Raw genomic sequence first — 26,649 nt, 5'->3', positions numbered from 1 at the left:
TGGCAACCATCAACGGGAGGAATTGCAATGAAACTTTCAAGAAGACTGTTCCTGGAAGGCGTGGCAGCGCTGTCCATCGCCCTGGCCGCTCCGGGCATGGCGCAGGCCGACGACTTCAAGATGGGCCTTCTCGTGCCCGGCAGCGTTTCGGAAGAAGGCTGGAACCGCATCGCCTACAACGCGCTGAAGGGCGTCGAGGAGCAGCTTGGCGCGAAGATCAGCTATGTCGAGCTGCAGCAGAACCCGGCCTCCTTCGAAAAGGCCTTCCGCGACTATGCCAGCCAGGGCTACCAGGTCATCCTCGGCCACGGCTTCGAATTCCAGGACGCCGCGCTGGAAGTGGCCGCCGACTATCCGGACACCTACTTCCTGATCTCGTCCAGCTCCATCCATGAAGGCAATGTCATCGGCCTCAACACCGATACCAGCCAGCCCTTCTACCTGATGGGCGTCATCGCCGCGAAGATGGGCCGCAAGGCCGGTCTCGTCGGCGGCATGGAAATCCCGCCGATCCAGCAGGCCTTCGCCGGCTTCAAGGCCGGCGCCAAGAGCGTCAACCCGGACTTCCCGGTCAGCGAAGCCTATATCGGCAACTTCACCGATACGACGGCCGCCAAGGAAGCCGCCCTCAGCATGATCTCGCAGGGCGCCGACTTCGTCGTGCCGAACGCCTCGGGCGCGACGGTCGGCGGCTACCAGGCCATCGCCGAATCCGGCCCGGACGTGCGCACCTTCTCCATCTTCTCCGACTTTACGGAAGTCGCGCCCAACAACATCCTCGGCCTCTATGTCGCCGACTATGCGCAGGGCGTGATCCAGGTGGTCCAGGGGATCAAGGACGGCGCGCCGCCGACGGAGAACGTCGTCTTCGGCCTCAAGGACCCGAAGGTCATGTCCTTCACCTTCCGCGACGACGGCCCGGTCTCCGTGCCGGAGAACATCCGCGCCGAGGTCAAGGCGATCAGCGACAAGATCGCTGCCGGCGAGATCAAGACCGACGCCCAGTGACGACCCCGGGCTGCGGCCGCCTCATCCGGCCGCAGCCTGCCGTCGAACGTAACCGAACATCTGGACCGATCCCATGGCACAGGTAGATCAGGGAGTGCGCGAGAACGTGTATCCTCAAGCCACCAATCCCCTCCTCCGGACGCTCTCGCAAATCGCGATCAGCGCCGTTACCCCCATCGCGGCGGTCCTCGTCGCCCTCGCCTTCGGCGCGCTTCTTCTGTGGCTCAACGGCTTCAACGGCAGCGACGTCGTCACCGTCATGATCTTCGGCTCGTTCCAGGACATGCGCTCCTTCGGCGAAATCCTCCTGAAGGCGACACCGCTCATCCTCATCGGCGCGGGCCTGTGCGTCGCGTTCCGGTGTTCGATCTGGAATATCGGCGCGGAAGGCCAGCTCTATGTCGGGGCGATCGCCGCGACGCTCGTCGGCACCAGCTTCGACGGCCTGTCCGTCTGGGTCCATGCGCCGCTCGTCATGCTGGCCGGCGCGCTGGCGGGCGCGGCCTGGGCCGGCATTGCCGGCTACCTGAAAGTGCGCTTCCAGGCGAGCGAGATCGTCACCACGATCATGCTCAACTATATCGCCATCATCATGACGAGCTACCTCGTCACCGGCCCGATGCGCGATGCAAGCGCCGCCTATCCGCAGTCCGCCCGCCTCGTGCGCGAGGCCTGGACGCCGCGCATCGTTTCCGACATGCGCCTGCATATCGGCATCCTGATCGCGGTGGTTCTTGCGGTCGCGCTCTATATCTTCCTGCAAAGGAGCAGCCGCGGCTTTGCGCTGCGCGTCGTCGGCCTCAACCCGCACGCCGCCCGCTATGCCGGCATGGACGTGCGCCGCAACGTGATGATCGCCATCTGCATTTCCGGCGCTCTGGCCGGCCTTGCCGGGGCCTTCGAAGTGGCCGGCGTCACGCACCGCCTCTACCAGAACATCTCGCCCGGCTACGGCTACGAGGGCATCGCGGTGGCGCTGCTAGCCAACAACAACCCGCTGGCGGCGATCCTCTCGGGCGGCCTGTTCGCGGTGCTGCGCTCCGGTTCGGAAGTGTTGCAGATCACCTCGCAGGTCCCCCAGGTCCTCGTGCTGGTCATCCAGGGCATCGTCATCCTCTCCGTCGTCGCCTTCGCCAAGCTCCGCGATATTCTCAGGATCGTGGCCTGACAGAATGGAAACTCCCGCAGGGGCCGAAACCCTGCGGGAAAACAAAATCTTAGTCGCTGTTCCTGAAGGGTCTTCACAATGGACGACATGATGTTTCTCACCTTCCTCGCGACGCTTGCCGGCGCCGCCTGGAGGCTTGCGACCCCCCTCATCTTCGCCTCGATCGGCGAGGTCTTCTCCGAGCGGGCGGGCGTGCTCAATATCGGCCTGGAAGGCACCATGCTCGTCGGCGCGTTCTGCGGCTTCGCCGTGGCCTTCGCCACCGGCAGCGTCCCGCTCGGGCTTGCCGCCGGCATTGCGGGCGGCATGGTCTTCGGCCTGATCTTCGCCTTCTTCACGATCACCATCAAGGCGGACCAGATCGTGGTCGGCGCGGCGCTCAACCTGCTCGGCATGGGCCTCACGGCCTTCCTCTTCCGCACCTACTACGTCTCGACGGGCAAGGGCATCGAGATCGCCCAGCCGGTCCATATCCCCTTCCTCAGCGACCTGCCCTTCTTCGGCGAAGCCTTCTTCCGGCAGAACCTCATCGTCTATTCGACGATCCTCGTGACCATCGTCGCCACGCTGGTGCTGTTCCGCACCTCCTTCGGCCTGACGCTGCGCGCGGTCGGCGAGCATCCGAAGGCCGTCGACGTCGCCGGCCGGAACGTGGCGGCCTACCGCTACGGCGCGGTGCTGATCGGCACCGGCCTTGCCGGGCTCGGCGGCGCGTTCCTGACGCTCGGCCACTCCAACCAGTTCGTCGAGGGCATCACCTCGGGCCGCGGCTTCATCGCGCTCGCCGTGGTCGTCTTCGCCCGCTGGTCGCCCATCGGCGCCTTCTTCGTGTCGCTGCTCTTCGGCATGTTCTACGCGCTGCAGCTGATGCTCCAGGCGCAGGCGTCCATCGTCGTGCCCTACCAGCTCCTGCAGGCGCTCCCCTATCTCATGACGATCCTCACGCTCGTCGTGGTCCGCGGCAAGGGCGCCGCCCCCAGCAAACTCGGCCAGCCCTACGAGATGAGGTAACGGACATGTCCCAGAAACCCTTCCTGCGCGTCGACAATATCCGCAAGCGCTTCGGCCCCATCATCGCCAGCGACGGCGTGTCGCTGGAAATCGAGGAGGGCGAGATCCACTCGCTGCTCGGCGAGAACGGCGCGGGCAAGAGCGTGCTGATGAGCATGATCTGCGGCATGGTCCGCCCCGATGAAGGCGAGATCGTCTACAAGGGCCAGTCCGTGCGCTTCAACAGCCCGCGCGAGGCCATCCGCCAGCGCATCGGCATGGTCCACCAGCACTTCATGCTGGTGCCCAACCTGACGGTGGCCGAAAACTACATTCTCGGCCAGGGCTCGGCGCTGCGCGTCATCAACGACATGGACAAGGTTCATGCGAAGATCCGCGAGCTTTCCGACCGCTACGCCCTCGACGTGCGCCCGGACGCGCTGGTGGAGGACCTTTCGGTCGGCGAGCAGCAGCGCGTGGAAATCCTGAAGGCCCTGTTCCACGGCATCGACCTGCTGATCCTCGACGAGCCGACCGCCGTGCTGACCCCGCAGGAAACCGACCGCCTGCTCGCGCTGATGGGCGATCTCGTGAAGGACGGCAAGACCGTCGTCTTCATCTCGCACAAGCTGGACGAGGTAATGCGCGTTTCCAACCGCATCAGCGTCATGCGCGACGGGCGCGTGGTGCATACCGTCAATGTCGGGGAGACCAATGCGCGCGAGCTTGCCCGCATGATGGTCGGCCGCGACGTGCGCATGGAGCTGCCGCGCAGCCCGGAGCCGGCCGGCCGCGTCGTGCTCTCGGTGGAAAACCTTACCTGCCGCGCCGAGACGGGCCTGCCCGCCGTGCGCAATGTGAGCCTCAATGTGCGGGCCGGCGAGATCGTCGGCATCGCCGGCGTCTCCGGCAACGGCCAGACCGAGCTTTCGCTGGCGCTGTCCGGCCTGCTGCCGGTCGATTCCGGCCGCGTGATGCTGAACGGCAAGGACATTACCGGCCTGGACCCCGCCAGCATCAATGCCTGCGCCTTCTCCCATATCCCGGAAGACCGGCACAAGCACGGCGTCGTCCTGTCGCTGTCGCTGAGCGAGAACACCATTCTCCAGCGCTACGACCAGGCCCCCTTCGCCAGCCGCGGCATGCTGAACCGCCGGGCGATCAGCGAGCATACCCGCGACCTCATCCAGCGCTTCCGCGTGAAGAGCCGCGACGAGAACCAGGCCATCGGCGCGCTTTCGGGCGGCAACCAGCAGAAGCTGGTCGTCGCGCGGGAGCTCGCCCGCAAGCCGGACTTCATCCTCGTCAACCAGCTTGCCCGCGGCATCGATATCGGCGCGATGGAATTCGTCATGGAGGAAATGCTGAAGCAGCGCGACAACGGCCGCGCCATCCTGCTCATCTCCACGGAACTGGAGGAGCTGTTCGCGATCTGCGACCGCATCCTCGTCATGTTCCACGGCGAGATTCTCGGCGAGCTGCCGCCGGACCGCACCCGCCTCGACGAACTCGGCCTGCTGATGGCAGGCAACACCGATCAACCGGCGCTGGCAAGCTGAAGCGCCGCCGCACCGCCCAAACTCCGCTCCGGCGAACCGCATTTCGCCGGAGCGGGTCTAGACAGGCACGGGGCCGGCAGGGTTTTATGGAGCCGCAAAACAGGAGGGCCGCGCGTCCATGAACATAACCCTGCGGCAACTCAGGGCTTTCATCGCGGTGGCCGAGCTCGGCCAGTTCAATCTCGCCGCACGAAACCTCCATCTCACCCAGTCGGCGGTCAGCATCCTCATTCGCGATCTGGAATCGGAGATCGGCGTGCGCCTCTTCGACCGCCACACGCGCATGGTTTCGCTCACCCTCGTCGGCCAGGAATTCCTGCCGCAGGCGCGCAAGATCCTGAAGGACCTTGAGCTCGCCGTCGGCGACGTGCGCGACAACGCCTCGCTGAAGCGCGGACAGGTGACCATCGCCGCCGCCATCGTTCTGGCGGCGACCATCGTGCCGCCGGTCATCGCGCGGTTCCTGCGCATGTATCCGGAAATCTCCGTCAATATCCGCGACATGCCGGAAGAGCAGATCAGCCCGGCGCTGAAGCGCAACGAGGTGGATATCGCCCTAGGCACGCTCTCGGAAGAAGACCCGGAGATCACCGGCACCTCGCTGATGCGCGACAAGCTGATGCTCGTCTGCCGCGAGGATCACAAATTCGCCAAGCGCAAGTCCGTGCGCTGGGCCGAGCTGAAGGACGAGAAGCTCATCACGCTCGCCGCCTCCAACCCGCTGCGCAACATCGTCGATCACAACCTCATCCGCGTCGTGCCGAACTTCAAACCGAAATACGAGGTGCGCTTCTCGACCACGGCGATCAGCATGATCGGCGCGGGCATGGGCGTCGCCGTGCTGCCGGAAAATTCCAGCCTGCTCGCCTCCGACGTCACGGTCACCACCGTCGACCTGATCGACCCGCCGGTGATGCGCGACGTCTCCCTCCTCCAGCGCCGCCACCACAGCCTTTCCCCGGCCGCCGAGCACCTGAAGAACGTCTTCATCGCCTGGGCCGCCGATCACCCGGGCGCAACGCCTCGGGGATAGACTGCATCGGGTGTGGGCCTAGAGAAGGCCGCTCAGAACCGGACGTCGAGGCGCGCCTTCAGGGACTGATCGATTGCATCGGATGCGAACTGGGCGGCATAGGAAAGGCCGAGCATTGCCTCGGGTGCGAGTGCTATATCGAAGCCGGCCTCCACGATCGCGGCATCGCGCGCAACGGGAACGCCCGCAACCGTAAAATCGCCTCCCCCCTGGAAGGCATGGGTGCTCGTCGGCAGCGCGCCACCGAAAGCATGCCGCCAACCGGCCATGCCCTTGACCGTTGCCGCCACACCCTCAAGCTCCAGGGTCGTCGCGACGCGCAGGCCCAGTGTGCTGAAGGTCACATGGCTCGTGTCGCCGGCGCCCGACAGCGCAGCCGAGCCACCTCCTTCATGGAAATCGTGCGCATTCACCGCGACATGGGCGAGGTTCCCGAACGGCTCGAACCGGCCCGCATCCATCTCGATGCCATAGCCGAACTCTCCGAATATCTGGGCCGTACCCGCATCGTAACCAGCCTCAAGGCTCTCGTTCAGGCCAGGAATTGCGACCTCGCGCTCAATCTGCATTTCGTGCCAAGTATAGGCTGCGCCCGTGCGGAACGCGAAACCGTCGTGCATCGTGCCGCCGTAGACGCCAATGTGATAGTTATCGCTCGCGCCGGACGAACCTCGCGCCGCCACGTCAAAGCGCGTGTGGCTGTAACCGGCGACAGCGCCAAAACGCCAGTCCGCGAGTGCCGCCATGTCTCCACCCATGAGCAGGCCGCCAGTCGAACGGGTGAGCCGCGCCGCATTGCCGTCGTCGCTGGTATGTCCCCAGGCACCGAAACCGTGACTCCAGATCGTGGCATGCTCCACGTCAGCGTCGCTGAACACACCGTATAACCGGTCGTTCATCGCATTGCGAAGAAAGCGGCTGTCCTCGATAAGCGCCGTCTTCGCCGAGGCGTGGATTTCACCCGACAGCACATCGAAGCCCGCCCGAGCGGCGCTCGCGCCCCCGGCCAGTGCGACGCCCTGCCAGGCCGCACTGGCGCTGTCCAGCATATCGACGGCGGCAGCAGTCGAGACCTGATTGCGCGTGAGACCGACACCCGAGAAAGCGAGGCCGTTGCGTTGCAGTCGCAGCGTCACGTCGTTGCCATCGCCGCCAGCATAGTCGAGGAGGGGCTCGAGGAACAACAGGTTTTGCGTCACCGAGAGGAAAGGACCACTGACGGCACCGGCGCTCGTTTTCTCGATGATGGTGAAAGGGGTGCTGAAGATATTGCTGCCCGGCCCGCCGCCCGGCGAAACTGCCAGATCGAGCGCTGCACTGGAAATATCGACGGACCCGGCGACGACGACCCTGTCCGTCGCGAAGGGCGTCGCCTCGATGCGCAGCGTGCCATTGTTGATGTAGTTGCCGGCAATGGTCTGGACACCGATTGAGTTACCGGGCGCATGCACGCCACCGCCCGCAACCGTCAACGTGGAGCCGGCGGAGCCGAGCGTACCGACCCCGCCGAGGAAGGCGCCGGAACCAATGGTGCTCGAACCGCCGAGCTTGCCGTTCACCACGAACGCGCCGCCGAGGATGGTGGAAGTTCCGGTAAAGCCGGAACTGTCGCCGAGCAGGCGCGTGACACCGCTGATCTGGCGGATCGAACCGTTGCCGGAAATCTTCGGGGCGAAATTGTAGCCCGTATCCGTATGGTTGAAGACCAGTTCACCGGCGCCCGCACCAAAGACAAGCGTGCCGGCCTGCACGCCGCCGGCCGCGGCGGCGGCCTGCCCTTCTGCGGCGCCGATATTGAGCGTGCCGGACGAGCCGCTCTTGTTCGCGATCTGGATCGTCGGCCCCAAGGCGAGCGTACCGCCATCGCCGACCGTCACAAGGCCATCGCCAAAATAGCCGATTATCATGCCGTAGGCCGATGTGACGCGCGAATTGGAGCCGGTAACATCAAGGCTGCCGGAACCGGTTGCATTGAACCCGAGATAGACCGCACCGGCCTCCACGTTCCCTCCCCCGGAAACAACGGTCGTGCCGATCGAACTGACCCCGATCCTGACGTCGATCGCGGATTTCAGCGTCGAGCCTGCGCCTGCCACTGTGAGCATCCCAGAGGAATTCGCGCCGGAGCCTATCCATGTGCGGTACGCGGTATCGACATTGGCTCCGTCGGAAATATGGAGTTCACCGGTACCCAAGTTGCCAACTACGATGTTGGCCCCGGTCACCTTCCATTGCGAACCACTGCCGGAAATATTGGCGACCCCATGGCCTGCCGCATAATAACCCAACGCGGCCGCATGGTTTGTCACGGAAGCACCCTGGCTTACATTCAGGGTGCCGTCTCCCTCATTGCCGATCACCATCTGGCCGGTCGTTTGCCATAAGGAACCCGACCCGATGACATCGACCGTCCCGCTACCGCTTGAAATGGCCCCGATCATGCCTGTTTGTGAAGTGACACGACCGCCTTCCTTGACCGTCAGAGTACCTTGCCCATAGAAACCGACATCGATTGAATTGCTCGTCCACTGTGAACCAGCACCACTGACCGTCACCGCACCATATTCGCTGTCGGACCACAGTTCCTGGGCGTTTGAGCTATTGGCGATGATCGCAGTGATCGATGTAAGCGTGCCGCCATCGGTGATATGGAGCGATGCGCCGGGGACACCACTGGCAGGGACCCCGCCGATATAAAGCAGCCCCGCGCTTGCTCCGGCCGCCTCAATTACCGGCGCGTTGGACGTACCCACATTCCCGATAATCGCCGTAAAGCCGGCCGACGGCAGGCTGTTCGTCGACCAGTTGCCGCTATCGAACCAGTTGCCGCTCAGGTCACCTTCCCACGTCTGGCCATGCACCGACGAGACGAAGCCAAGCCAAGTGGCGCCAGCGAGCGCGGTTGCCGAGAGGGCGCGCAGTCCAGGATGCAGGATACTCATACGACCGCTTTCAATCTTGAATTTCAAAGGCGAACATGCACCAGAACACCGGATAGCCGGAATCACCCGGCGCCAAGCTCCGGCGATACGAGATTCGCGTTGAAATATGCCCCCGCTCGTCTGCACGACAAGTTCGCGCATTCCTAGCAATCGTCAAGTTGCACATCAAGCTCCCATGCACGAATTCCTCGCAATTTTATTAATGAGATCGCAAGGTCTGGGAAATTTTGTTGCTAGAGCCCGTCACACCTTGAGGAACAGCAGCGCCCGCAGAATTTCGGAAAAATCCTTGTGCTCGAAGGCGACGGCGCGGGGGCCGTGGGCTTTTGCGCCGGGATACCAGGCGGCGCGGTAGGCTTCGGTCGGGGTGCAGAACTCGATGACCACCTCGTAATGGTCGGCCGTTGCCGGCAGGGCCCTGGCGAAATCGCCCGACAGAGCGGCCGTCACGCCTTCGCGGATCAGGCGGCGCGCGCGGGTGGGGGCGATGGAGTTCGAGGCCTTGCCGCGGCCGTCCAGCGTTTCCACCGTCGCAAGGCCGGGCACCATGGCCTTAGCCTCCGCACACATGCCGACATCGCCGGACAGGAAGACCGAGGGCACGCCGTAGCCGGCGGCGCAGAGCGCGTTGAAGGTGAATTCGGAGGCGACCTCGCCATTCAGGAGCAGCCGCGAGATGCGCAGGTTCGAGGTATGGGCGAGCGGATTGACCTCCGTGCCGGCCTTGGAATGGTAGCCGGTATAGAGCGCGGCGGAAAAGCTCTCGTCGATGCCGTACATCATCTCGTCCGGGTGGCCGGACCAGCCGCGCACGATGCGCGTATAGTCGGGCAGGCGGTCGAGGATGAGGTTGCGGCCGCTCTCGTGGGCGTCCTTGATCACCACTTCCGTTGCCCCGGCGGCGCGCGCGCCCTCGCAGGCGGCGACCACTTCGGCGGTCATCAGGGCGCGGAACTCGGCCCAGTCGGGATGGGTGCGCTCGGCCTCGTTCCAGTGGGCGATGCCGGCGGTGCCTTCGATATCGGCGGAAATGAAGACTTTCATAGAAGCGGGTTCTCCTTCAGCCAGTCGGCGAGCGAGGGGTAGATGCGGCCGCTGCGAGCCGGGGTGGCGGGCGCCATGCAGAGCGCGTTCAGCACCGCCTCCTGCGTCGCCTCGGCGGCCGCGCGGAAGGCGATGTCGATATGGTCGTCGGCAAGCCGCTGCTGGGAGGCAAAAGCCTCCGCCGGCTCGTGCTCGACGGGATCGGCGGTGGTGAAACAGAGCACGATATCGCCGCTGCCGTGGCCCCAGAACGCGCCGAGCCGGGCAAGGCCAGCACCGCCGCGCCGCGCGCCGCGCTGGAGCTGGCGGTCGGAAAGCGGCAGGTCCGTTGCGAGAACGACGATGACGGAGCCGCGCTCGGGGCTGGAGGGCGCACGCGGATCGGGCCAACGGCCATCCGGCAGGACGAGATCACCCGTGCCGCCGAAATTGGCGAGCACCAGAGCGCCGAGCGTGAAATCGCGCTTGTCGATGCGCATCAGCCGGGAGGCCGTGCCGATGCCGGCCTTGAAGCCGAAGGCGGTCATGCCGGAGCCGGCACCGACAGCGCCCTGCTCCACCGGCCCGCCCTTTGCCGCGTCGAGCGCCGCGTCCGCATCGGCGGGCGTTACCGCCAGCGCCTGGATATCGTTGATGCTGCCGTCGTTGCATTCGAAGACCAGCGCGTTGACCGTCGAGGTCTTGCGGCCGATGGCGGGATTGGCGGCGATGGCGCGGCGGACCAGCGCCTCGGTGCAGGCGGCAACGCCGAAGGTGTTGGTCAGCAGGATCGGCGTTTCGACGGTGCCGAGTTCGGCCACCTGCATCAGCCCCGCCGACTTGCCGAAGCCGTTGATAACCTCCACGGCCGCCCGCGGCTTCAGCCGGAAAAGATCGCCCGGATGAGGAATAACCGCCGTCACGCCGGTGAAAAGCCCCTCGCCGCGCAGCGAGCGATGGCCGACGGAAACGCCGGCGACATCGGTAATGGCATTGCCCGGCCCCGGCCGCAGCCGGCCTTCGGGCATCAGTCCCCATTCGCGCGCCGTCTTCATATCCGCTCCCCAATCCTGCAGGACGTTCCTAGACCGGAATGCGCGGCGCTTCCAGATGGAAGCCCCGGCACTTGCCCGCGCCGGGCAGGATCAGGCGCAGCGTGCATAGTCGATGCCGCGCGCCAGCCAGCAGCCGAGCGTAAGGCCGGCAATCGCGCCCGCCTCGTCGCGGACGGCCTTGAGGGTCCAGTCGCCGGGGGCCGGCGCGTCCATGGAGCGGCGGGTGACGACGAGCCAGAGGTCCGGCCCGATGGGCTGGACGATCTCCGGCCGCCCCGTGCCGAGAAAACCTTCGGCCGTGAGATAGGTGCCGCCGTCCCGGCATTCGACGACGATATCCGCCGCCAGTTCCGCCGAACGGTAGCGGCCGGCGATCTGCGGGTCGGCAACGGCGGGAGCCGGGGGAACGGGCGTCAGCCGCTCCGCATGGTTCTCCGAGGGGCGGCGCATGACGATATCGTCGCCTTCGCGGTCGATCGTGGTGGCTGTGGAGGCAAGGCTGCCCTCCGCCGTCTCCGAAAGGGCTTCGGGCGAGGTGCCGAAGCGCAGGGTCGCCGCGTCGTAGCCGGACTCCAGCCGCGCCAGCAGGCCGGTCTCGGCGCTGATCCATTGCCCCGTCCAGCGCTGCCGAAGCGGCTGCGGGACCGGATGCGGCAGGCCGAGCGCCGCGCGCAGGATGCGCTGGGCCGCGCCATAGGCGTCGCCATGATGGTTGAACAGCACGACGACCGACAGCCGCGCCTCGGTGGAGACGGCGCGATAGGCACGGAAGCCGCGCAGCGCGCCGCTATGGGCCGTGAAGGCGACATCGCCGAGGCGCGAATGCTGCAGGCCGAAACCATAGGCCGCCGGCGCACCGTCGCGGAAGGCCTGCGGCTCGGCAATGCGCCGGTAGAGGCTTTCCGGATCGTCGCGCGTCGCGTCGATCCAGCTTTCATAGGCGAGCATGTCGTCGAGCGAGGCGGAAATGCCGGCGTCGCCCCGCCAGTAGATGCCGTTTTCCGCCGGCAGGTAGCCGGCCGCGTCATTGCCCTCGTAGCCGGTCACGCCGTCTTCCGGGTGGCGCGTATCGGCCGTCAGCACCGCGCCCGCCATGCCGGCCGGCTGCCAGATATGGCGCGCATAGAGCGCTTCCAGCGTCTCGCCCGAGGCCTCTTCCACAAGGTTCGAGAGAAGGCGGAAATTGCCGTTGCTGTAGGAATAGCGGGTGCCGGGCGCAAAGTGCCCCGTGCGGGTGCGGGCGAAGACCCGCGCCGCATCCTCGCGCGTAAATTCCTGCTCGGCCTTCGCGCCGTGCAGCACCGTCAGCGCCCAGTAGTCGCGCAGGCCCGACTGGTTGTTGCAGAGGTCGCGCACCTTCGGCAGCGGTCCCTCGAAATTCGGCAGATGCGCCGCAAGGCGCGCATCCAGCACCTCGGGCGCGCCGCAGGCGGCCAGCATCGCCGCGCAGGTGAACTGCTTGGAGATGGAGCAGATCGGCAGGCGCGTTGCGGCGGTCATGGCAAGGGCCGTGTCGAGATTGGCGAAGCCCCAGGCACGTCGGGCGATGACGCGCCCCTCGCTCACCACCCCGGCCACGCCGCCCGGCCCCGGGAACCGCGCGGCAAGCCCATCCATCTCCGCCTCGAGCCGCTTGCCGTCGATCATGTGCCTGCCTTCCAGATCCATTGCGATTCGCGGCGGATATTGGTCAAAGGCCGGCGGCATGGCAACGCTTCAAACTCAGCTCCGCTCGATATCTCGCCGCAGCACGATGGAGGTCGTCAGGTCCTCCACATTGTCCATGGTCGAGACCTCGTTGCGCAATTCGTTGAGCGCATTGATCGAGCCGACCTCCACCTCCACGACCAGATCGAGCTGGCCGCTGACCGAGGAGACCTTGCGCACGGCGGAAAAGCCGGCGAGCCGGTCGAGCACGCCGATGGAGGGCGTGCGCTTCAGCGTCACCAGCAGGAAGGCCTGGATCTGGCCGTCGTCGAGCTGGCCGATATCGGCGCGGTAGCCACGGATGATGCCGGCCTTTTCCAGCCGGTTGACGCGCTCGGTGGTGGCGCTGCGCGACAGGCCGATCCGCCCGGCGAGCGACTTCATGGGAATGCGCGCTTCCCGCGAGAGAATGCTGAGGATCGTCCGGTCGATTGCATCCGTATCCTGCACAAGTCTCTCCTGATAGGCGCCGACAAGATGACGGTTATTATAAACAGAGTGCCGGCACAACCGGCATAATGCCGGATGCGCGGAACCGGCGTCCATGCAACTCTTCCGCCCATCAAGAGGATTGCCATGACCGACCTGCTGACGACGACCCCCGACTTCTCCCTCGATGCCGCCGCCGCGCTGCTTTCCCAGCATTACGGCCTTTCCGGCAAGCTTTCGCCGCTCGCCAGCGAGCGCGACCAGAATTTCAAGGTGGAGACGGCGGCCGGCACCTTCATCCTGAAGATCGTCAATGCGGGCGAGCCGGACGTCGAGAGCGATTTCCAGACGGCGCTTCTCGCCCATATCGGCGCGCAGGCCGGCGATCTGCCGGTGCCGCATATCCGTCCGACGCTTGCCGGGGAAAGCCTTGCCCGCACCACGGGCGAAAACGGCGCGAGCCACCGCATCCGCCTCGTAAGCTGGGTCGACGGCCAGCCGCTTGCCGAAACGGGCCGCAGCGATGCCGCGCTCGAATCCCTCGGCCGCATGCTCGGCCAGTTCGACGCGGCGCTGAAGGGCTTCATGCATCCCGGCGCGCTGCGCGATCTCGACTGGGATATCCGCAAGGCCGGTCGTTCCGCCGGACGGCTGCACCACGTCGCGGACGCCGGGGACCGTGCCCTGCTGGAACGCTTCCTCACGCGCTTTGCCGCCATCGAGCCGCGTCTTGCCACCCTGCGCTCCGCCGTCCTGCACAACGACGCCAATGACTGGAACGTGCTGGTCGACGCGGCGAACCACGACCGCATTTCCGGCCTCATCGATTTCGGCGACGCGCTCTATTCGCCGCTGATCGCCGAAGTCGCCATCGCCGCCGCCTATGCCGGCCTCGACCATGCCGACCCCATCGGCGCGGCCGCCGCCATAGCGCGCGGCTTCCATGCGGAATATCCGCTGCTCGCCGAGGAAATCGACCTCCTCTACGATCTCATCGCCATCCGGCTCGTCACCTCGGTGACGATTTCCGCCTCGCGCCGCTCCCATGCCGAGGACAACCCGTATCTCGCCATCAGCGAGCGCCCGGCCTGGACGCTGCTGCGCAAGCTCGACCGCATGAACCCGCGCTTCGCCGCCGCCATCCTGCGCAAGGCCTGCGGCTTCGAGGCCGCGCCCGGCGCGCGCGCCGTCACGGACTGGATCGCCGCCAACCGCAAGGCGCTCGCCCCGCTGCTCGAACGCCCGGCCGCAAGCTACCCCGCCGCCCTCGTTCCCTATGGCGACCCGGCCCATCCGATGACCGTCGCCTCCGCCGCCGAGCGGCCGGACGAGGCGCAGGCCCTCTGGCAAGCCCATGCGAACGCAAACGGCATCGAACTCGGCGTCGGCCCCTGGGGCGAGGAGCGCACGGTCTATGCCGGCGAGATGTTCGTCTCGCGCTTCATCGAAGAGACGCGCCGCACCCGCCATCTCGGCCTCGACCTCTTCATGGCCGCCGGCACCAAGGTCTTCACGCCGCTGGCCGCCACGGTCGCCAGCGTCGAGATCGAGAAGGACCCGCTCGGCTACGGCTGCCTGATCGCGCTGCGTCACGAACCGGACGGCTGCCCGGCCTTCACCTCGCTCTGGGGCCATCTCGGCCACGAGGCGATGGGCCGCCTGAAGGCCGGCGACCGGCTGGAAGCCGGCGCGCTGGTCGGCGAAATGGGCGCGCCGTCGGAGAACGGCGGCTGGGCGCCGCATCTCCATCTCCAGCTTTCCACCGATACGAACCTTTCGGCGACCGAAATCCTCGGCGTCGGCGAGCCGCGCTATCTCGACGTCTGGGCGGAACTCTTCCCCGATGCCAGCACCTTCGGCGGCATCGCGCGGGAATTTTACGCGCGGCAAGGGCGCTCGCATGAGGAGATCGTCAAGCTGCGGCGCGAGCTGCTGCTGCCGAACCTCTCCATCTCCTACGACAAGCCGATCAAGTTCGTGCGCGGCGAAGGCGTCTGGCTGATCGACGACAGCGGCCGGGCCTATCTCGACTGCTTCAACAATGTCTGCCACATCGGCCACGCCCATCCGGCCGTGGTGGAGGCGATGGCGAAACAGGCCGCGACGCTCAACACCAATACCCGCTACCTGCACGACAATATCGTCGCCTATGCCGAGCGCCTGACGGCGACGCTGCCGAAGGAACTGACGGTCGCCGGCTTCGTCAATACCGGCTCGGAGGCCAATAGCCTCGCGCTGCGCATGATGCGCGCCCATACCGGCCGCGAGAACGCCATCACGCTCGACTGGTCCTATCACGGCACGACGCAGGAGCTGATCGACATCAGCCCCTACAAGTTCCGCCGCAAAGGCGGCAAGGGTCCCAAGCCCCATGTCCATGTCGCGACCGTGCCGGACAGCTACCGCGCTCCCGCCGACTGGCCGCTCGAAGAACACGGCAAGCGTTTTGCCGAAAGCGTCGCGGAGCTGATCGCCGCCATGCAGGCGAAGGGCGAAGGCCCGGGCTTCTTCATCGCCGAGTCCATCCCGAGCGTCGCCGGACAGGTCTTCCTGCCGGAAGGCTACCTCAAGGAGGTCTACCGGCTGGTGCGCGAGGCGGGCGGCGTCTGCATCGCGGACGAGGTACAGGTCGGCTTCGGCCGCGTCGGCAGCCATTGGTGGGCCTTCGAGACGCAGGGCGTGGTGCCGGATATCGTGACCATGGGCAAGCCCATCGGCGACGGCCATCCGATGGGCGCGGTCGTCACGACCCGTGAGGTCACCGACAGCTTCAACAACGGCATGGAATATTTCAACACCTTCGGCGGCAACCCGGTTTCCTGCGCCATCGGCCTTGCCGTGCTCGACGTGATCGAGGGGCAGGACCTGCGCGGCAATGCGCTCACCATGGGCAACTACCTGATGGACGCCTTCCGCGACATGCAGAAGCGCTATTCGGTGATCGGCGACGTGCGCGGCCTCGGCCTCTTCCTCGGCATCGAGCTGGTGACGGACCGGAGGAGCAAGACGCCCGCGACCGATTTTGCCCGCGCCGTCTCCAACGGCGCGCGCCGCCGGGGCGTGCTGATGGGCACCGAAGGCCCGCATGACAACGTGCTGAAGATGCGCCCGCCGATGATCTTCTCCAAACGCGACGCCGATCACCTGATCGCCGTGCTGGAGGAAACCTTCGCCGACGTCGAGAAGACGCTGGGCTAAGGCCGACACTATCGAAAATCGATCCTTTCAGCCGGGGAAGCCCTTCCCCGGCCGGGATGACGCATGCCCAAAACCAACGGAGGAGGAAACCCCATGAAGACAGGCATTCTGGCAATGGCCATTGCCGCACTGGCGGGCGGCACGGCCGCGCAGGCCGCCGGCACGCTCGATATCATCAAGGAACGCGGCGAAGTGCGCTGCGGCGTCAGCCAGGGCGTGCTCGGCTTCTCCGCGCCGGACAAGAACGGCGCCTGGAGCGGCTTCGACGTCGACTTCTGCCGCGCCGTCGCCGCCGCGACGCTCGGCAACCCGGACAAGGTGGCCTATGTGCCGCTCTCCACCAAGGACCGCTTCACGGCGCTGCAATCGGGCGAAGTGGACCTGCTCTCGCGCCAGACGACGTGGACGCTCTCGCGCGATACCGACCTCGGCATGAGCTTCGTCGGCACGATCTACTATGACGGCCAGGCCTTCATGATCAACAAGGAGCTTGGCGTGAAGAGCGTCAAGGAGATCTCGGGCGCCTCGGTCTGCACGGAGACCGGCACGACGACCGAGCAGAACATGGCCGACTATTTCAGCGCCAACAAGATCGAGTACCAGGTCATCGCCTTCGAGAAGCCCGACCAGACGGTGCAGGCCTTCAACACCGGCCGCTGCGACGTCTACTCCACCGACGCTTCGGCGCTCTACGCCCAGCGCCTGACGCTGAACGACCCGGAGCGCTTCGTCGTGCTGCCGGAAGTCATCTCCAAGGAGCCGCTCGGCCCGGCCGTGCGCCAGGGCGACGACCAGTGGTTCAAGGTCGTGCGCTGGACGCTCTTCGCGCTGATCGAGGCGGAAGAGATGGGCATCACCAAGGAAAACGCCGCCTCGCTTCTCGAAAGCGGCACCGTCGCCCAGAAGCGCTTCCTCGGCATCGATAACGAAGCCGGCAAGACGATGGGCCTCGATCCCAAATGGGCCTATCAGGCGGTTTCCGCCGTCGGCAATTACGGCGAGGTCTTCGAACGCCATCTCGGCAAGGACAGCCCGCTGAAGATCGACCGCGGCCTCAACCGCCTGTGGAGCGACGGCGGCCTGATGTACGCCCCGCCGCTGCGCTGAGCGGCAGCCTCCAAGGAACGAAACGCCGCGGCATTCCCTGCCGCGGCGTTTTCCGTTTCAAAAAGCGTGCAGTGCCCCCTGCGCAGGGCCGGAAATCACCTATATAGAACGGGCAAAGCAGCAGCCGGCCCCCATGCGCCGCCCTTAAGAACAAGGATCGATTTCATGACCGAGAAGTCCCCCGCCGACAACTTCCCCGCCGGTTACGAACTGCCGAAAGTCTGGACCTGGGAGCAGGGCAATGGCGGCGCGTTCGCCAATATCAACCGCCCCATCGCCGGCGCGACCCATGAAAAGGAACGCCCGGTCGGCAAGCATCCGCTGCAGCTCTATTCGCTCGCCACGCCGAACGGCCAGAAGGTGACGATCATGCTGGAGGAGCTTCTGGCCGCCGGCCATACGGGCGCGGAATACGATGCCTGGCTCATCCGCATCGGGGACGGCGACCAGTTCGGCTCCGGCTTCGTCGAGGTCAATCCGAACTCCAAGATTCCCGCACTGATGGACCATGCGCCCAAGGGCGGCGGCGCGCCGGTGCGCGTCTTCGAATCCGCCTCCATCCTGCTCTATCTCGCCGAAAAGTTCGGCGCCTTCCTGCCGGCCGATCTGCGCGCCCGCACGGAAACCTTCAACTGGCTGTTCTGGCAGATGGGATCGGCCCCGTTCCTCGGCGGCGGCTTCGGCCATTTCTACGCCTATGCGCCGATGCGCATCAAATACGCCATCGACCGCTATGCGATGGAGGTGAAGCGCCAGCTCGACGTGCTCGACCGGCATCTGGCGGAAAACCGCTACATGGCCGGCGCGGACTACACCATCGCCGACATGGCGATCTGGCCCTGGTACGGCAGCCTCGCCCAGAACAAGCAGTATGGCGACGCCGGCGCGTTCCTCGAGGTCGAGACCTACAAGCATGTCCAGCGCTGGACGGCAGAGATCGCCGCGCGCCCGGCGGTCCAGCGCGGCCGCATGGTCAACCGGATGACGGGCGATCCGTCCGAGCAGCTTCGCGAGCGCCACGACGCCTCGGACTTCGACACGAAGACCGAGGACAAGATCGGCGCGGCCGCGAAGTAAACAGGAGAGAACGATGGCGAACCTGCCCGACATGACCAAACACCGGGGCTTTCCGTCCGGCATGCCGGGCACGGGGGTCCAGTTCACCATTCGCCGCGCCAATCCGCGCGGGGTGACGCCCATCAAGGCGCTGCCCCGCCGCGCCCGGCCCGGCACGGCCGAGCACCGCATCGACGCGGCGTTCCTGCATGCCCTCTGGCACCATTTCGGCGACGAGCCTTTCGAGCGCGGCAATCTCGACGCCGCGCGCCTCAACCTGCTGTTCGGCCGCGAGGTCGTGGCGGCGGACAAGGATTTCGACCCGCTCTCCTACGAGGCCATGCTCGTCATAGACGAGAAGGTCGCCCGCCAGAGTTTCCCGGAATCCTTCGAGGATGTCTTCGAGGTCTAACCGCCCTTGCGGTAGAAGGCCGGGTCGGGGATCGGGATCGCGGCCATCAGGTTGCGGGTATAGTCGTCCGCCGGGTTTTCGAAGACCTGGCGGCGCGTGCCCATCTCAACGATGCGCCCGCCGCGCATCACCGCGACATGGTGCGACATCTTCTCGATGACGGCCATGTCGTGCGAGATGAAGAGATAGGCAAGGCCCATCTGTTCCTGCAATTCCAGCATCAGATCGAGCACGCGGGCGCGCACCGACACGTCGAGCGCCGCGACGCTTTCGTCGGCGACGATCAGCTTCGGCTCCAGCGCGAGCGCCCGGGCGATGCAGATGCGCTGGCGCTGGCCGCCGGAAAATTCGTGCGGATAGCGCGAGCCAGCATCGACCGGCATGCCGACGCGGATCAGCAGCGCCGCCACGCGGTCCTTGCGTTCGGAAGCATTACCGACATCGTGGATGACCAGCGGCTCGGCAATCGCCGCGCCCACCGTCATGCGCGGGTCGAGCGAGGCATAGGGATCCTGGAAGATCATCTGCGCGATGCGGCGCACCGGGCGCATGGCGGCGGGCTTCAGGCCGCCCGTCTCGCGCCCGTCGATGGCGACGCTGCCCTCGAAGGGAATGAGGTTCAGCACGGCCTTGCCGGTGGTCGACTTGCCCGAGCCGCTTTCCCCGACGAGGCCGAGCGTCTCGCCCGCCTTGATGGAAAAGGAAATGCCGCTGACCGTGGCCGGCGCATGGCTCTTGCGCCCCAGCCAGCCGGAGCGCGCGCCATAGGTCACGCTGAGATCGCTGACGGCCAGCACGGGCTTGTCCGCTGCTGGCGCGGCGGCAACGGCCGTCAGGCGTGGCGGCCCGTCCGTGCCGGCATGGGCGCCGAGCCGTGGCACGGCGGCGAGAAGCTGGCGGGTGTAGGGTTCAGCCGGTCGCTCGAAGATATCGAGCGCATCGCCCGCCTCGACGATCCGCCCCTGCTGCATGATCGCCACCCGATCCGCCATCTCCGCGACCACGCCCATGTCGTGGGTGATCATCAGGATGGAGGTGGAGAACTCGCTTCTCAGTTCCCGCATCAGCGTGAGGATCTGCGCCTGCACGGTGACGTCGAGGGCGGTGGTCGGCTCGTCGGCGATCAGCACCTTGGGGCGGCAGGAGAGCGCCATGGCGATCATCACGCGCTGGCGCATGCCGCCGGAAAGCTCGTGCGGATATTGCTTCAGCCGGCGCGCGGCCTCGCTCATATGCACGGCGTCGAGCATGTCGCGGGCGATGGCCTCGGCCCCTTGCGGCATGTCCTCGCGGTGCTCGCGGATCGCCTCGACCATCTGGTCGCCGATGGTCATGACCGGGTTGAGCGAGGTCATCGGCTCCTGGAAGATCATCGCCACCTCGCCGCCCCTGATCCGGCGCAGCGCCTTGTTGGGGATGCCGAGGATGTTGCGGTCCTCCAGCCGGATTTCCCCCAACGCCACCTTGAGCGACGCCTTCGGCAGAAGCCCCATGATGGCGAGCGATGTCACCGACTTGCCGGACCCCGATTCCCCCGCAAGGCAGAGCGTTTCGCCCGCCGCAAGATCGAAGCTCACCCCGTCGAGGATACGCTTCAGCCCTTCGGGCGTGCGCGCATCGACGGAGAGGTTGCGGACGGAAAGAACCGGGGCGGCTTGCTGGCGCATCACGCGAAGACGATCCTCGGGAAGTAGAAGGAGACGACCCAGTTGGGCACGTCGACGATCTCGCTGATCCTCAGATCGCCGCAGACCGAGCAGAGCATGTAGGCGTCGACCGGGCTGTAGCCGTGTTCGACGACGAGCAGGTCGATCATGCGCATCAGCGCCTCGCGCGCGCCCGTCATCAGGTCCGGGCCGATGCCCGTCGTCACCTCGTAGCCCGCGCCGTCGAGATGGCGCGTCACGGGTTCGGTGGTGGTGAAGCGCGGCGTCTGAAGGTTCGCGCCCTTCACGAGGTCCAGCGTCAGCTCGACATTCATCTGGCTCTCGATGGCCGTGCCGCAGACCTCGCCGTCGCCCTGCGCGGCATGGGTATCGCCGACGGAGAACAGCGCGCCCTCCACCTCGACCGGCAGGTAGAGCGTGACGCCCGCCGTCAGGTCGCGGATATCCATGTTGCCGCCGACGCGGCGCGGCGGCACGACGGAATGCAGGCCCGGCTCGGCCGGCGCGACGCCGATGGTGCCGGTGAAGGGCTTCAGCGGCACGCGGCCGCCGGGGCCGAAGGCGGACGGGGCCATCGACTGCGTGTCATAGGACCAGACATGCAGCGCCGGGTCCTTGAACTGGTCGGCGAGCAGGCCGAAGCCGGGAATATTGGCCGTCCAGCCATGGCCGGAGGGATGGAACTTGCGGATCGTCACCTTCAGCGCGTCGCCCGGCTCGGCGCCCTCGACATAGACCGGGCCGGAGACCGGGTTCACCTTGCCGAAATCGAGCGCCGCGAGCGTTTCGAGCGTCGCGTCCCGGCCGATCTGGCCGCCGGAGGAATCGAGGCATTCGAACAGGATGGTCTCGCCGGCCTTTGCGGTCAGGGCCGGCGGAAAGTCGCGGTTCCAGCCGAAATTATGCTGCGCGCGGTGAATGGTGTGGGTGCAAGCGACGCACATGGAATGCCTCCCGGTCGTTGTTGTTCTTGAAGGCCCTCCCCGCGCGAAGCGGGGAGAGTTTGCCCAAAAGGCTTACGGCTTCACATAGATCGCGTCGTAATTGATGACGCGCGTCGGATCGATATAGATGTTGTCCGGGCCGCCCATGCGCGGCGACTTGGCGACGACGCGGCGCTCGTTGATAACAGGCACCCAGGGCGCATCCGCCATGATGTCGGTGAAGATCTTGCCCCAGGCGGCCTGACGCTCGGCGGCCTTGGCCGGGTCGGACATGGCGTCCGCCTCGCCCGCGCGCTTGTCGATCGCCTCGTTGCAGTACCACGACCAGTTCCAGCCGCCCGCGACCGCGCCCGAGCAGCCGAGGATCGGGCCGTAGAAGTTCGACGGATCCGGGAAGTCGGCGATCCAGGCCATGCCGCCGGACCAGATCATCGGCGCCTCGCCTTCCGTGCCGCCGGCGGCGATCACGTTGCCCTGCGCCAGCGCGCGCACCTCGGCCTTGATGCCGATGGCGGCGAGATCCTGCTGGATCGCCTGGGCGATGCGCGGCTGCGGATCGGTGTTGGTGGAGTAGAGCACCGTCTCGAAACCGTCCGGATGGCCGGCTTCGGCAAGCAGCGCCTTGGCCTTCTCCACGTCGAAGGGATAGCCGGTAAAGGCCTTGTCATGGCCCGGCATCAGCGGCGGCAGGATCTGGTTGGCGGGCGTCGCGCGGCCGTTCAGGATGCGCGAGATGCGCTCCTTGTTGATGGCCATGTTGACGGCCTGGCGCACCTTCACGTCGTCGAAGGGCTTCACCTTGGTGTTGAGCGCGATATAGCCGGTATGGAGCTGGTCGCCGTCGACAATCATCGCCGCGCCTTCGGGCGAGTTCTTGATCTCGAGGAATTTCGCCGGCGGAATGCCGTCGCCGGCAATGTCGACCTCGCCCTTCTGCAGGCGCAGCAGCGCGACGAGCGGCTCCTGACCGACCTCGATCGTCACCTTGTCGACATGCGGCACATCCTTGACGAAATAATCGGGGTTGCGCTCGAAGACGAGCTTCTGGCCGATGGTCCAGTCCTTCAGCACCAGCGGACCGGAGCCGAGCGGCTTCTTGCCGAAATCGCCGCCCGCAGCCTCGACGGCCTCCTTCGGCACGACGGAGGCGAAGTTGATCGCCAGAACGTGCAGGAAGGTCGCGTCGGGACGCGAGAGGTGGAAGATGACCGTGGAATCGTCCGGCGTCTCGATGCCGGCGAGAACCTCGGACTTGCCGCCCGAAAGCTCGTCGAAGCCCTTGATCGCGCCGAAGAAGCCGGCGCCGGGGCCCTGCGTCTTCGGGTTGACGGCGCGCTCGATGGAATATTTCACGTCGGAGGCGACAAGCTCGCGGCCATTGGTGAACTTCACGCCCTTGCGCAGCCTGAACGTATAGGTGAGGCCGTCCGGCGAGACCTCGAAGCTTTCGGCCAGCGACGGCACGAGGTTGGCGGTGCCCGGCTCGTAGTCCATCAGGCGCGAGAACAGGCTCTTGATCATCGACCAGTTGACCCAGTCGTAGCCGATATGCGGGTCGAGCGTGGTGATGTCGTCCTTGTAGGTGACGACGATCTCGCCGCCCTGGGCGGGCGTTTCGGCCTGCGCGGCAAGCGGCGAGAAGGCGAGCACGGCAGCGGCCGCCGTGGACAGTAACCAGCGATTGAACATTCTCGGTTCCCCTTTTGGTTTCAATGCGAACGGATGCGCGGATCGATCATCGGCGCGATGAGATCGGCGATGAGATTGCCGACGATGATGGCGAAGGCGGAGGTGAGCGTGACGCCCATGATGATGGGAATGTCGACCTGCTGGATCGCCTGCCAGGCAAGCTGGCCGATGCCCGGCCAGCCATAGACCGCCTCGACCACCACGACCCCGCCCATGAACTGGCCGATATCGATGCCGATCATCGCGACGACCGGCAGGATGGCGTTGGGCAGTGCGTGGCGCAGCACGACGCGGCGGCCGGAAAGCCCCTTGGCGCGCGCGGTGCGGATGAAATCCTGGTTGAGCACGTCGATCATCGCCGAGCGCGCCATGCGGGCGTACCAGCCCGCGCCGAGGATGCCGAGCGTCATGGCCGGCAGCACCACATGGGCCAGGGTGCCGTAGCCGCTCATGGGGAACCAGCCGAGCGTGGCGGCAAAGACATAGAGCAGCAGCAGCGCGACGACGAATTGCGGCGCGGAGACACCGACGAAGGCCGAGGCCATGACGAAGCGGTCGATGGCCCCGCCGCGGTTCAGCGCGGCGATGATGCCGAAGGTGAGGCCCAGCAGCACTTCCACGGTGATGCCCGCCGCCATCAGCGTCAGCGTCGCCGGCAGGCGGGCGGCGATCAGCGTGATGACTTCGGTCTTCTGCGCATAGGAGCGGCCGAGATCGCCCTGCAGGAGATTGCCGAGATAATGCAGGAACTGGGTGAGAAGCGGCTGGTCGAGGCCGAGTTCGCGGCGGATGTTCTCCACCGTCTGGGCGGTCGCGCTGCGGCCGGCGAGCATGCGCGCCGGATCGGCCGGCAGCGCGTAGAGCAGAACGAAGGTGATGGCCGCGACGCCGATGAGGATCAGGCACGACTGGACGAGGCGCTTTGCAAGAAGACGTGCCATCAGCCGCGGCCCCGCTGGGTCGGGTCGAGGATGTCGCGCAGCGCATCGCCCACGAGGTTGAAGGCGAGCGCCGTCAGGAGGATCACCGCGCCGGGGATGAAGACGAGCCAGGGGGCGGCCTGGAAATAGCTCTGGCTCTCGAAGATGATGTTGCCCCAGGAGGGTTCCGGCGGCTGCACGCCGATGCCGAGGAAGGAGAGCGTCGCCTCCAGCAGCACGGTCGTCGCGATGCCGAGCGTGCCCCAGACGATGGCCGTCGGCACGAGATGCGGCAGCACATGCAGGAAGACGATGCGGGCATTGCCCGCCCCGAGCGCGCGCTGCGCCATGATGAAGTCGCGCTCCACCAGCCCGCGCGTCTCGGTATAGACGATGCGCGCCACCTGCACCCAGTTGACCAGCGCGATGACCATGGCGACGATCCACAGGCTCGGCTTGAGGATGGCGGCAAGCACGATGGCGAGCAGCAGCGCCGGAAAGGCCATCATCAGGTCCGTGAAACGCATCAGGCCGCCGCCGACCCAGCCGCGCATATAGCCGGCCGTGACGCCGACGAAGAGGCCGATGGTGACGGCGATGCCGTTGGCGACGAGGCCGATGATCAGCGAGGTGCGCGCGCCGTAGAGCAGGCGGGAGAGAAGATCGCGGCCGAGCGTATCCGTGCCGAGCAGGAACTGCTCGCCCGGCGGCATCGGCGCGCCTTCCAGCGTCAGGCCGTCGAACATCTGGTTATCGGGCGCAAAGGGCGCGAGCCACGGCGCGGCGATGGCCGCGACCACCACGGCAAGCACGATGACGAGACCGAAAACCGCGGCGGGCTGGCGGCAAAGTTCCTTCAGTACCCGCATCAACCGACCTCGCGCAGGGTTTCGGAGCCGCCGAGGAAGACGGCGGCAAGCTGTTCGATGGACATGCGGCGGCGCATGGCGCAGTCGCGGAGAATGGCATAGGCGCGCTCGTCGTCGACATGCCGCTCGGCCTTGAGGCGGGCGACGGCGGCGAAGACCAGCGGGCGCAGCTTCAGCCGCTCTTCCAGATGGGCGATACGGCGGGCCGCTTCCGCCCGCTCGGCATGAATGGAGACGGCAAGCACCAGCGCCGGATAGACCGCCGAGGCGGCGACGGGCTTGGGTATGATCGCCCCTGCCCCGTGGCGCAGCGCAAAGGAGATGCGGCCCGGCGCTTCCGAGCCGAGCAGCGCCACCACCGGGCAGGCTGGCAGGGCGTCGGAGAAGGGCAGCAGCTCGTCCCAGCCGCGGTCGGCGTCGATCAGCACGAGATCGGGCACGTCCGTGCCGGCAAGCGGCGTCCACTGGATCGTCACGGCCATGCCGAGCAGGCCGAGCTGGCGGCGCAGGCGATCCGTATTGCCGTCCTCCTCGCTGAGGACGGTGACGCGCCAGCCGGTGAAATTCGGGGTCCGCGTCGTCATGACACCACCCTCAGGCGCGGGGCCGGCCTTGCCGGCGCGCCGGTGAGGTAGGGATCGGCGGCGAGCGCCGGGGCGCTTGCGATGACGTCGAAGCCGCGCCGGTCGTTGATGCGGCCGAGCAGGAAGGGCAGCGCCGCATGGTTGGTCGCCGCATCCACCCGCATGTCGCCGAAGAGCGAAGGCCAGTTACGGGCGAGAACCTCAGCGCGCACGCTGTCCGGCGCGTCGGAACCGGCCGCCTCGATGGCCTGTATGCACAGGCTGACGGCGGTATAGGCGGCGGCGAAGAGGCTGGAGACGATGCGCGTCCCCCCGCTCCAGGCGTCAAGCCGCACCTTGAAGGCCCGGTTGTCGGGCGTATCCAGCGTATCGAAATAGGAGGCGGCGCAAAGCTGGCCAACGGCCGCGCCCGCGCCGATATCGCCCAGCTCGCATTCCTGCAGGTCGCAGCTCGCGACGGGGCAGTTTTCCGGCAGGAAGGCGGGGTCGCGCGCACCGAGTTCGCGCATAGCGGCGAGGAAGGCGTAGCTCGACGGGCCGACGAGGTTGTTCAGCACGAAGCTCGGCCGCTTCTCCTCGATATCGGCGACGATGCGCTCGACGGCGGTTTCCTCCAGCGGCAGATAGCGCTCGCCGAGCACCGTGCCGCCGGCATTGTGGATCAGCTCGCGCGCCAGCCGGTTCATCTCCCAGCCCCAGACATAGTTCGCGCCGACGAGATAGGGCCGCACGCCATGGCGCGGCAGGAGATAGTCGAACAGCGGGATCAGATGCTGGTTGGGGCAGCCGCCGATATAGATGACGTTCTCGTTCGCCTCGAAGCCCTCATAGGGGCACATGTACCAGAGCAGGCCGTCATGCTTCTCGACGAGCGGGATGACCTCCTTACGCGCCGAGGACGTGATGGTGCCGACGATGTGCCGGCAGCCATGGTCGCGGATGAGGCCGCGCGCGCCTTCGAGATAGGCGGCAAGGTCCGCGCGCGGATCGAAGAAGACCGGCTCGACGCGCGCGCCGCCGCGCGCGCGATATTCGTGAAAGGCGAATTCGGCACCCGCATGCGCATCCCGCCCCATCGCCCCATAGGGGCCGGTGGTCGAGTAAAGGATGCCGATCTTCACGCTGTCTTGCATCAGCCACCAAAACAGAAAGCCCACAGCGACGGTCCCGGAAGCCGGGTCGCTGTGGGCGCTATTGCCCTTCGACAAACGAGGTCATGTGAGAAACGGCGGACCGGCAAGGTCCGCAATTAAGGCGATTGAAATACGCCCGTCACAGGTTTGTCAAGA

21 protein-coding genes are annotated in these 26,649 nt (G+C 66.4%); 9 read left to right on the top strand and 12 right to left on the bottom strand.

Annotation, left to right across the window (positions count from 1 at the left end):
• The first annotated feature begins 27 nt into the window (after window positions 1–27).
• The 5 genes from K8M09_RS22110 to K8M09_RS22090 all read left to right on the top strand — a co-directional run bounded on the left by K8M09_RS22110 (window position 28) and on the right by K8M09_RS22090 (window position 5,758).
• Complete coding sequence (locus tag K8M09_RS22110) at window positions 28–1,008, top strand: BMP family protein (protein WP_160786455.1); 981 nt, start codon at window positions 28–30, stop codon at window positions 1,006–1,008.
• 73 nt (window positions 1,009–1,081) lie between these two features.
• Window positions 1,082–2,176, top strand: a complete 1,095-nt coding sequence (locus K8M09_RS22105) for an ABC transporter permease (protein ID WP_160786456.1) — start codon at window positions 1,082–1,084, stop codon at window positions 2,174–2,176.
• A gap of 78 nt (window positions 2,177–2,254) precedes the next feature.
• Window positions 2,255–3,187, top strand: coding sequence for an ABC transporter permease (locus tag K8M09_RS22100; RefSeq protein WP_160786457.1), 933 nt, complete (start codon window positions 2,255–2,257; stop codon window positions 3,185–3,187).
• 5 nt (window positions 3,188–3,192) lie between these two features.
• On the top strand, window positions 3,193–4,725 hold the full coding sequence (locus tag K8M09_RS22095) for an ABC transporter ATP-binding protein (protein ID WP_160786458.1): 1,533 nt from the start codon (window positions 3,193–3,195) through the stop codon (window positions 4,723–4,725).
• Window positions 4,726–4,843: 118 nt separating this feature from the next.
• Window positions 4,844–5,758, top strand: coding sequence for a LysR family transcriptional regulator (locus K8M09_RS22090; RefSeq protein WP_160786459.1), 915 nt, complete (start codon window positions 4,844–4,846; stop codon window positions 5,756–5,758).
• A 32-nt stretch (window positions 5,759–5,790) separates the two neighbouring features.
• Here K8M09_RS22090 and K8M09_RS22085 read toward each other — a convergent pair whose 3' ends face one another.
• The 5 genes from K8M09_RS22085 to K8M09_RS22065 all read right to left on the bottom strand — a co-directional run bounded on the left by K8M09_RS22085 (window position 5,791) and on the right by K8M09_RS22065 (window position 12,935).
• On the bottom strand, window positions 5,791–8,841 hold the full coding sequence (locus K8M09_RS22085) for an autotransporter outer membrane beta-barrel domain-containing protein (protein ID WP_160786460.1): 3,051 nt from the start codon (window positions 8,839–8,841) through the stop codon (window positions 5,791–5,793).
• Between the two features lie 102 nt (window positions 8,842–8,943).
• A complete protein-coding gene (locus K8M09_RS22080; RefSeq protein WP_160786461.1) occupies window positions 8,944–9,744 on the bottom strand; it encodes a M55 family metallopeptidase in 801 nt (266 codons plus the stop codon).
• The gene (locus K8M09_RS22075; protein WP_160786462.1) at window positions 9,741–10,778 is read right to left on the bottom strand and encodes a DmpA family aminopeptidase; all 1,038 of its coding nucleotides are present in this window, start codon (window positions 10,776–10,778) and stop codon (window positions 9,741–9,743) included. Before K8M09_RS22075 ends, K8M09_RS22080 begins: the two co-directional genes overlap by 4 nt.
• A 90-nt stretch (window positions 10,779–10,868) precedes the next feature.
• Window positions 10,869–12,425 carry a D-aminopeptidase gene (locus K8M09_RS22070; protein ID WP_160786463.1) on the bottom strand — a complete coding sequence of 519 codons (1,557 nt, stop codon included), beginning with the start codon at window positions 12,423–12,425 and terminating at the stop codon, window positions 10,869–10,871.
• Between the two features lie 75 nt (window positions 12,426–12,500).
• Entirely contained in the window at window positions 12,501–12,935 is a 435-nt protein-coding gene (locus tag K8M09_RS22065; protein WP_160786464.1) for an Lrp/AsnC family transcriptional regulator, read from the bottom strand.
• 126 nt (window positions 12,936–13,061) lie between these two features.
• Here K8M09_RS22065 and K8M09_RS22060 point away from each other — a divergent pair, with 126 nt between their 5' ends.
• The 4 genes from K8M09_RS22060 to K8M09_RS22045 all read left to right on the top strand — a co-directional run bounded on the left by K8M09_RS22060 (window position 13,062) and on the right by K8M09_RS22045 (window position 18,687).
• Window positions 13,062–16,112 (top strand): aminotransferase class III-fold pyridoxal phosphate-dependent enzyme, encoded by a 3,051-nt coding sequence (locus tag K8M09_RS22060; RefSeq protein ID WP_160786465.1) that lies wholly within the window; start codon window positions 13,062–13,064, stop codon window positions 16,110–16,112.
• Between the two features lie 93 nt (window positions 16,113–16,205).
• Complete coding sequence (locus tag K8M09_RS22055) at window positions 16,206–17,219, top strand: amino acid ABC transporter substrate-binding protein (RefSeq protein WP_160786466.1); 1,014 nt, start codon at window positions 16,206–16,208, stop codon at window positions 17,217–17,219.
• A 165-nt stretch (window positions 17,220–17,384) separates the two neighbouring features.
• Window positions 17,385–18,296, top strand: a complete 912-nt coding sequence (gene yghU / locus K8M09_RS22050) for a glutathione-dependent disulfide-bond oxidoreductase (RefSeq protein WP_160786467.1) — start codon at window positions 17,385–17,387, stop codon at window positions 18,294–18,296.
• A 13-nt stretch (window positions 18,297–18,309) separates the two neighbouring features.
• Window positions 18,310–18,687, top strand: a complete 378-nt coding sequence (locus tag K8M09_RS22045) for a hypothetical protein (RefSeq protein ID WP_160786468.1) — start codon at window positions 18,310–18,312, stop codon at window positions 18,685–18,687.
• On the opposite strand, the gene K8M09_RS22040 is transcribed toward K8M09_RS22045, so the two are convergent.
• The 7 genes from K8M09_RS22040 to K8M09_RS22010 form a co-directional block, all read right to left on the bottom strand.
• Entirely contained in the window at window positions 18,684–20,354 is a 1,671-nt protein-coding gene (locus tag K8M09_RS22040; protein ID WP_160786567.1) for an ABC transporter ATP-binding protein, read from the bottom strand. The genes K8M09_RS22045 and K8M09_RS22040 overlap by 4 nt on opposite strands.
• Window positions 20,354–21,298, bottom strand: a complete 945-nt coding sequence (locus K8M09_RS22035; protein ID WP_160786469.1) for an acetamidase/formamidase family protein — start codon at window positions 21,296–21,298, stop codon at window positions 20,354–20,356. Before K8M09_RS22035 ends, K8M09_RS22040 begins: the two co-directional genes overlap by 1 nt.
• Window positions 21,299–21,370: 72 nt before the next feature.
• The gene (locus tag K8M09_RS22030) at window positions 21,371–22,987 is read right to left on the bottom strand and encodes an ABC transporter substrate-binding protein (protein WP_160786470.1); all 1,617 of its coding nucleotides are present in this window, start codon (window positions 22,985–22,987) and stop codon (window positions 21,371–21,373) included.
• A gap of 20 nt (window positions 22,988–23,007) precedes the next feature.
• Window positions 23,008–23,928: an ABC transporter permease gene (locus K8M09_RS22025; RefSeq protein WP_160786471.1), complete on the bottom strand. Its 921-nt coding sequence runs from the start codon at window positions 23,926–23,928 to the stop codon at window positions 23,008–23,010.
• Window positions 23,928–24,776, bottom strand: a complete 849-nt coding sequence (locus tag K8M09_RS22020; RefSeq protein WP_160786472.1) for an ABC transporter permease — start codon at window positions 24,774–24,776, stop codon at window positions 23,928–23,930. Before K8M09_RS22020 ends, K8M09_RS22025 begins: the two co-directional genes overlap by 1 nt.
• The gene (locus K8M09_RS22015) at window positions 24,776–25,360 is read right to left on the bottom strand and encodes an ANTAR domain-containing response regulator (RefSeq protein ID WP_160786473.1); all 585 of its coding nucleotides are present in this window, start codon (window positions 25,358–25,360) and stop codon (window positions 24,776–24,778) included. Before K8M09_RS22015 ends, K8M09_RS22020 begins: the two co-directional genes overlap by 1 nt.
• On the bottom strand, window positions 25,357–26,493 hold the full coding sequence (locus K8M09_RS22010) for a transporter substrate-binding protein (RefSeq protein WP_160786568.1): 1,137 nt from the start codon (window positions 26,491–26,493) through the stop codon (window positions 25,357–25,359). The genes K8M09_RS22015 and K8M09_RS22010 overlap by 4 nt, the downstream gene beginning before the upstream one ends.
• Window positions 26,494–26,649 lie beyond the last annotated feature (156 nt).

Source organism: Shinella zoogloeoides, assembly GCF_020883495.1.
GTDB lineage: Bacteria > Pseudomonadota > Alphaproteobacteria > Rhizobiales > Rhizobiaceae > Shinella > Shinella zoogloeoides.
The sequence above is the reverse complement of the archived record's forward strand: the minus strand, read 5'-3'. Positions and strand labels throughout refer to the sequence as shown.

What these genes read in the sequence shown, in the direction of transcription:
- K8M09_RS22110 (WP_160786455.1), top strand. Translation starts at nt 28, where the DNA reads ATGAAACTTTCAAGAAGACTGTTCCTGGAAGGCGTGGCAGCGCTGTCC.
- K8M09_RS22105 (WP_160786456.1), top strand. Translation starts at nt 1,082, where the DNA reads ATGGCACAGGTAGATCAGGGAGTGCGCGAGAACGTGTATCCTCAAGCC.
- K8M09_RS22100 (WP_160786457.1), top strand. Translation starts at nt 2,255, where the DNA reads ATGGACGACATGATGTTTCTCACCTTCCTCGCGACGCTTGCCGGCGCC.
- K8M09_RS22095 (WP_160786458.1), top strand. Translation starts at nt 3,193, where the DNA reads ATGTCCCAGAAACCCTTCCTGCGCGTCGACAATATCCGCAAGCGCTTC.
- K8M09_RS22090 (WP_160786459.1), top strand. Translation starts at nt 4,844, where the DNA reads ATGAACATAACCCTGCGGCAACTCAGGGCTTTCATCGCGGTGGCCGAG.
- K8M09_RS22085 (WP_160786460.1), bottom strand. Translation starts at nt 8,841, where the DNA reads ATGCGCGAACTTGTCGTGCAGACGAGCGGGGGCATATTTCAACGCGAA.
- K8M09_RS22080 (WP_160786461.1), bottom strand. Translation starts at nt 9,744, where the DNA reads ATGAAAGTCTTCATTTCCGCCGATATCGAAGGCACCGCCGGCATCGCC.
- K8M09_RS22075 (WP_160786462.1), bottom strand. Translation starts at nt 10,778, where the DNA reads ATGAAGACGGCGCGCGAATGGGGACTGATGCCCGAAGGCCGGCTGCGG.
- K8M09_RS22070 (WP_160786463.1), bottom strand. Translation starts at nt 12,425, where the DNA reads ATGATCGACGGCAAGCGGCTCGAGGCGGAGATGGATGGGCTTGCCGCG.
- K8M09_RS22060 (WP_160786465.1), top strand. Translation starts at nt 13,062, where the DNA reads ATGACCGACCTGCTGACGACGACCCCCGACTTCTCCCTCGATGCCGCC.
- K8M09_RS22055 (WP_160786466.1), top strand. Translation starts at nt 16,206, where the DNA reads ATGAAGACAGGCATTCTGGCAATGGCCATTGCCGCACTGGCGGGCGGC.
- yghU (WP_160786467.1), top strand. Translation starts at nt 17,385, where the DNA reads ATGACCGAGAAGTCCCCCGCCGACAACTTCCCCGCCGGTTACGAACTG.
- K8M09_RS22045 (WP_160786468.1), top strand. Translation starts at nt 18,310, where the DNA reads ATGGCGAACCTGCCCGACATGACCAAACACCGGGGCTTTCCGTCCGGC.
- K8M09_RS22040 (WP_160786567.1), bottom strand. Translation starts at nt 20,354, where the DNA reads ATGCGCCAGCAAGCCGCCCCGGTTCTTTCCGTCCGCAACCTCTCCGTC.
- K8M09_RS22035 (WP_160786469.1), bottom strand. Translation starts at nt 21,298, where the DNA reads ATGTGCGTCGCTTGCACCCACACCATTCACCGCGCGCAGCATAATTTC.
- K8M09_RS22030 (WP_160786470.1), bottom strand. Translation starts at nt 22,987, where the DNA reads ATGTTCAATCGCTGGTTACTGTCCACGGCGGCCGCTGCCGTGCTCGCC.
- K8M09_RS22025 (WP_160786471.1), bottom strand. Translation starts at nt 23,928, where the DNA reads ATGGCACGTCTTCTTGCAAAGCGCCTCGTCCAGTCGTGCCTGATCCTC.
- K8M09_RS22020 (WP_160786472.1), bottom strand. Translation starts at nt 24,776, where the DNA reads ATGCGGGTACTGAAGGAACTTTGCCGCCAGCCCGCCGCGGTTTTCGGT.
- K8M09_RS22015 (WP_160786473.1), bottom strand. Translation starts at nt 25,360, where the DNA reads ATGACGACGCGGACCCCGAATTTCACCGGCTGGCGCGTCACCGTCCTC.
- K8M09_RS22010 (WP_160786568.1), bottom strand. Translation starts at nt 26,493, where the DNA reads ATGCAAGACAGCGTGAAGATCGGCATCCTTTACTCGACCACCGGCCCC.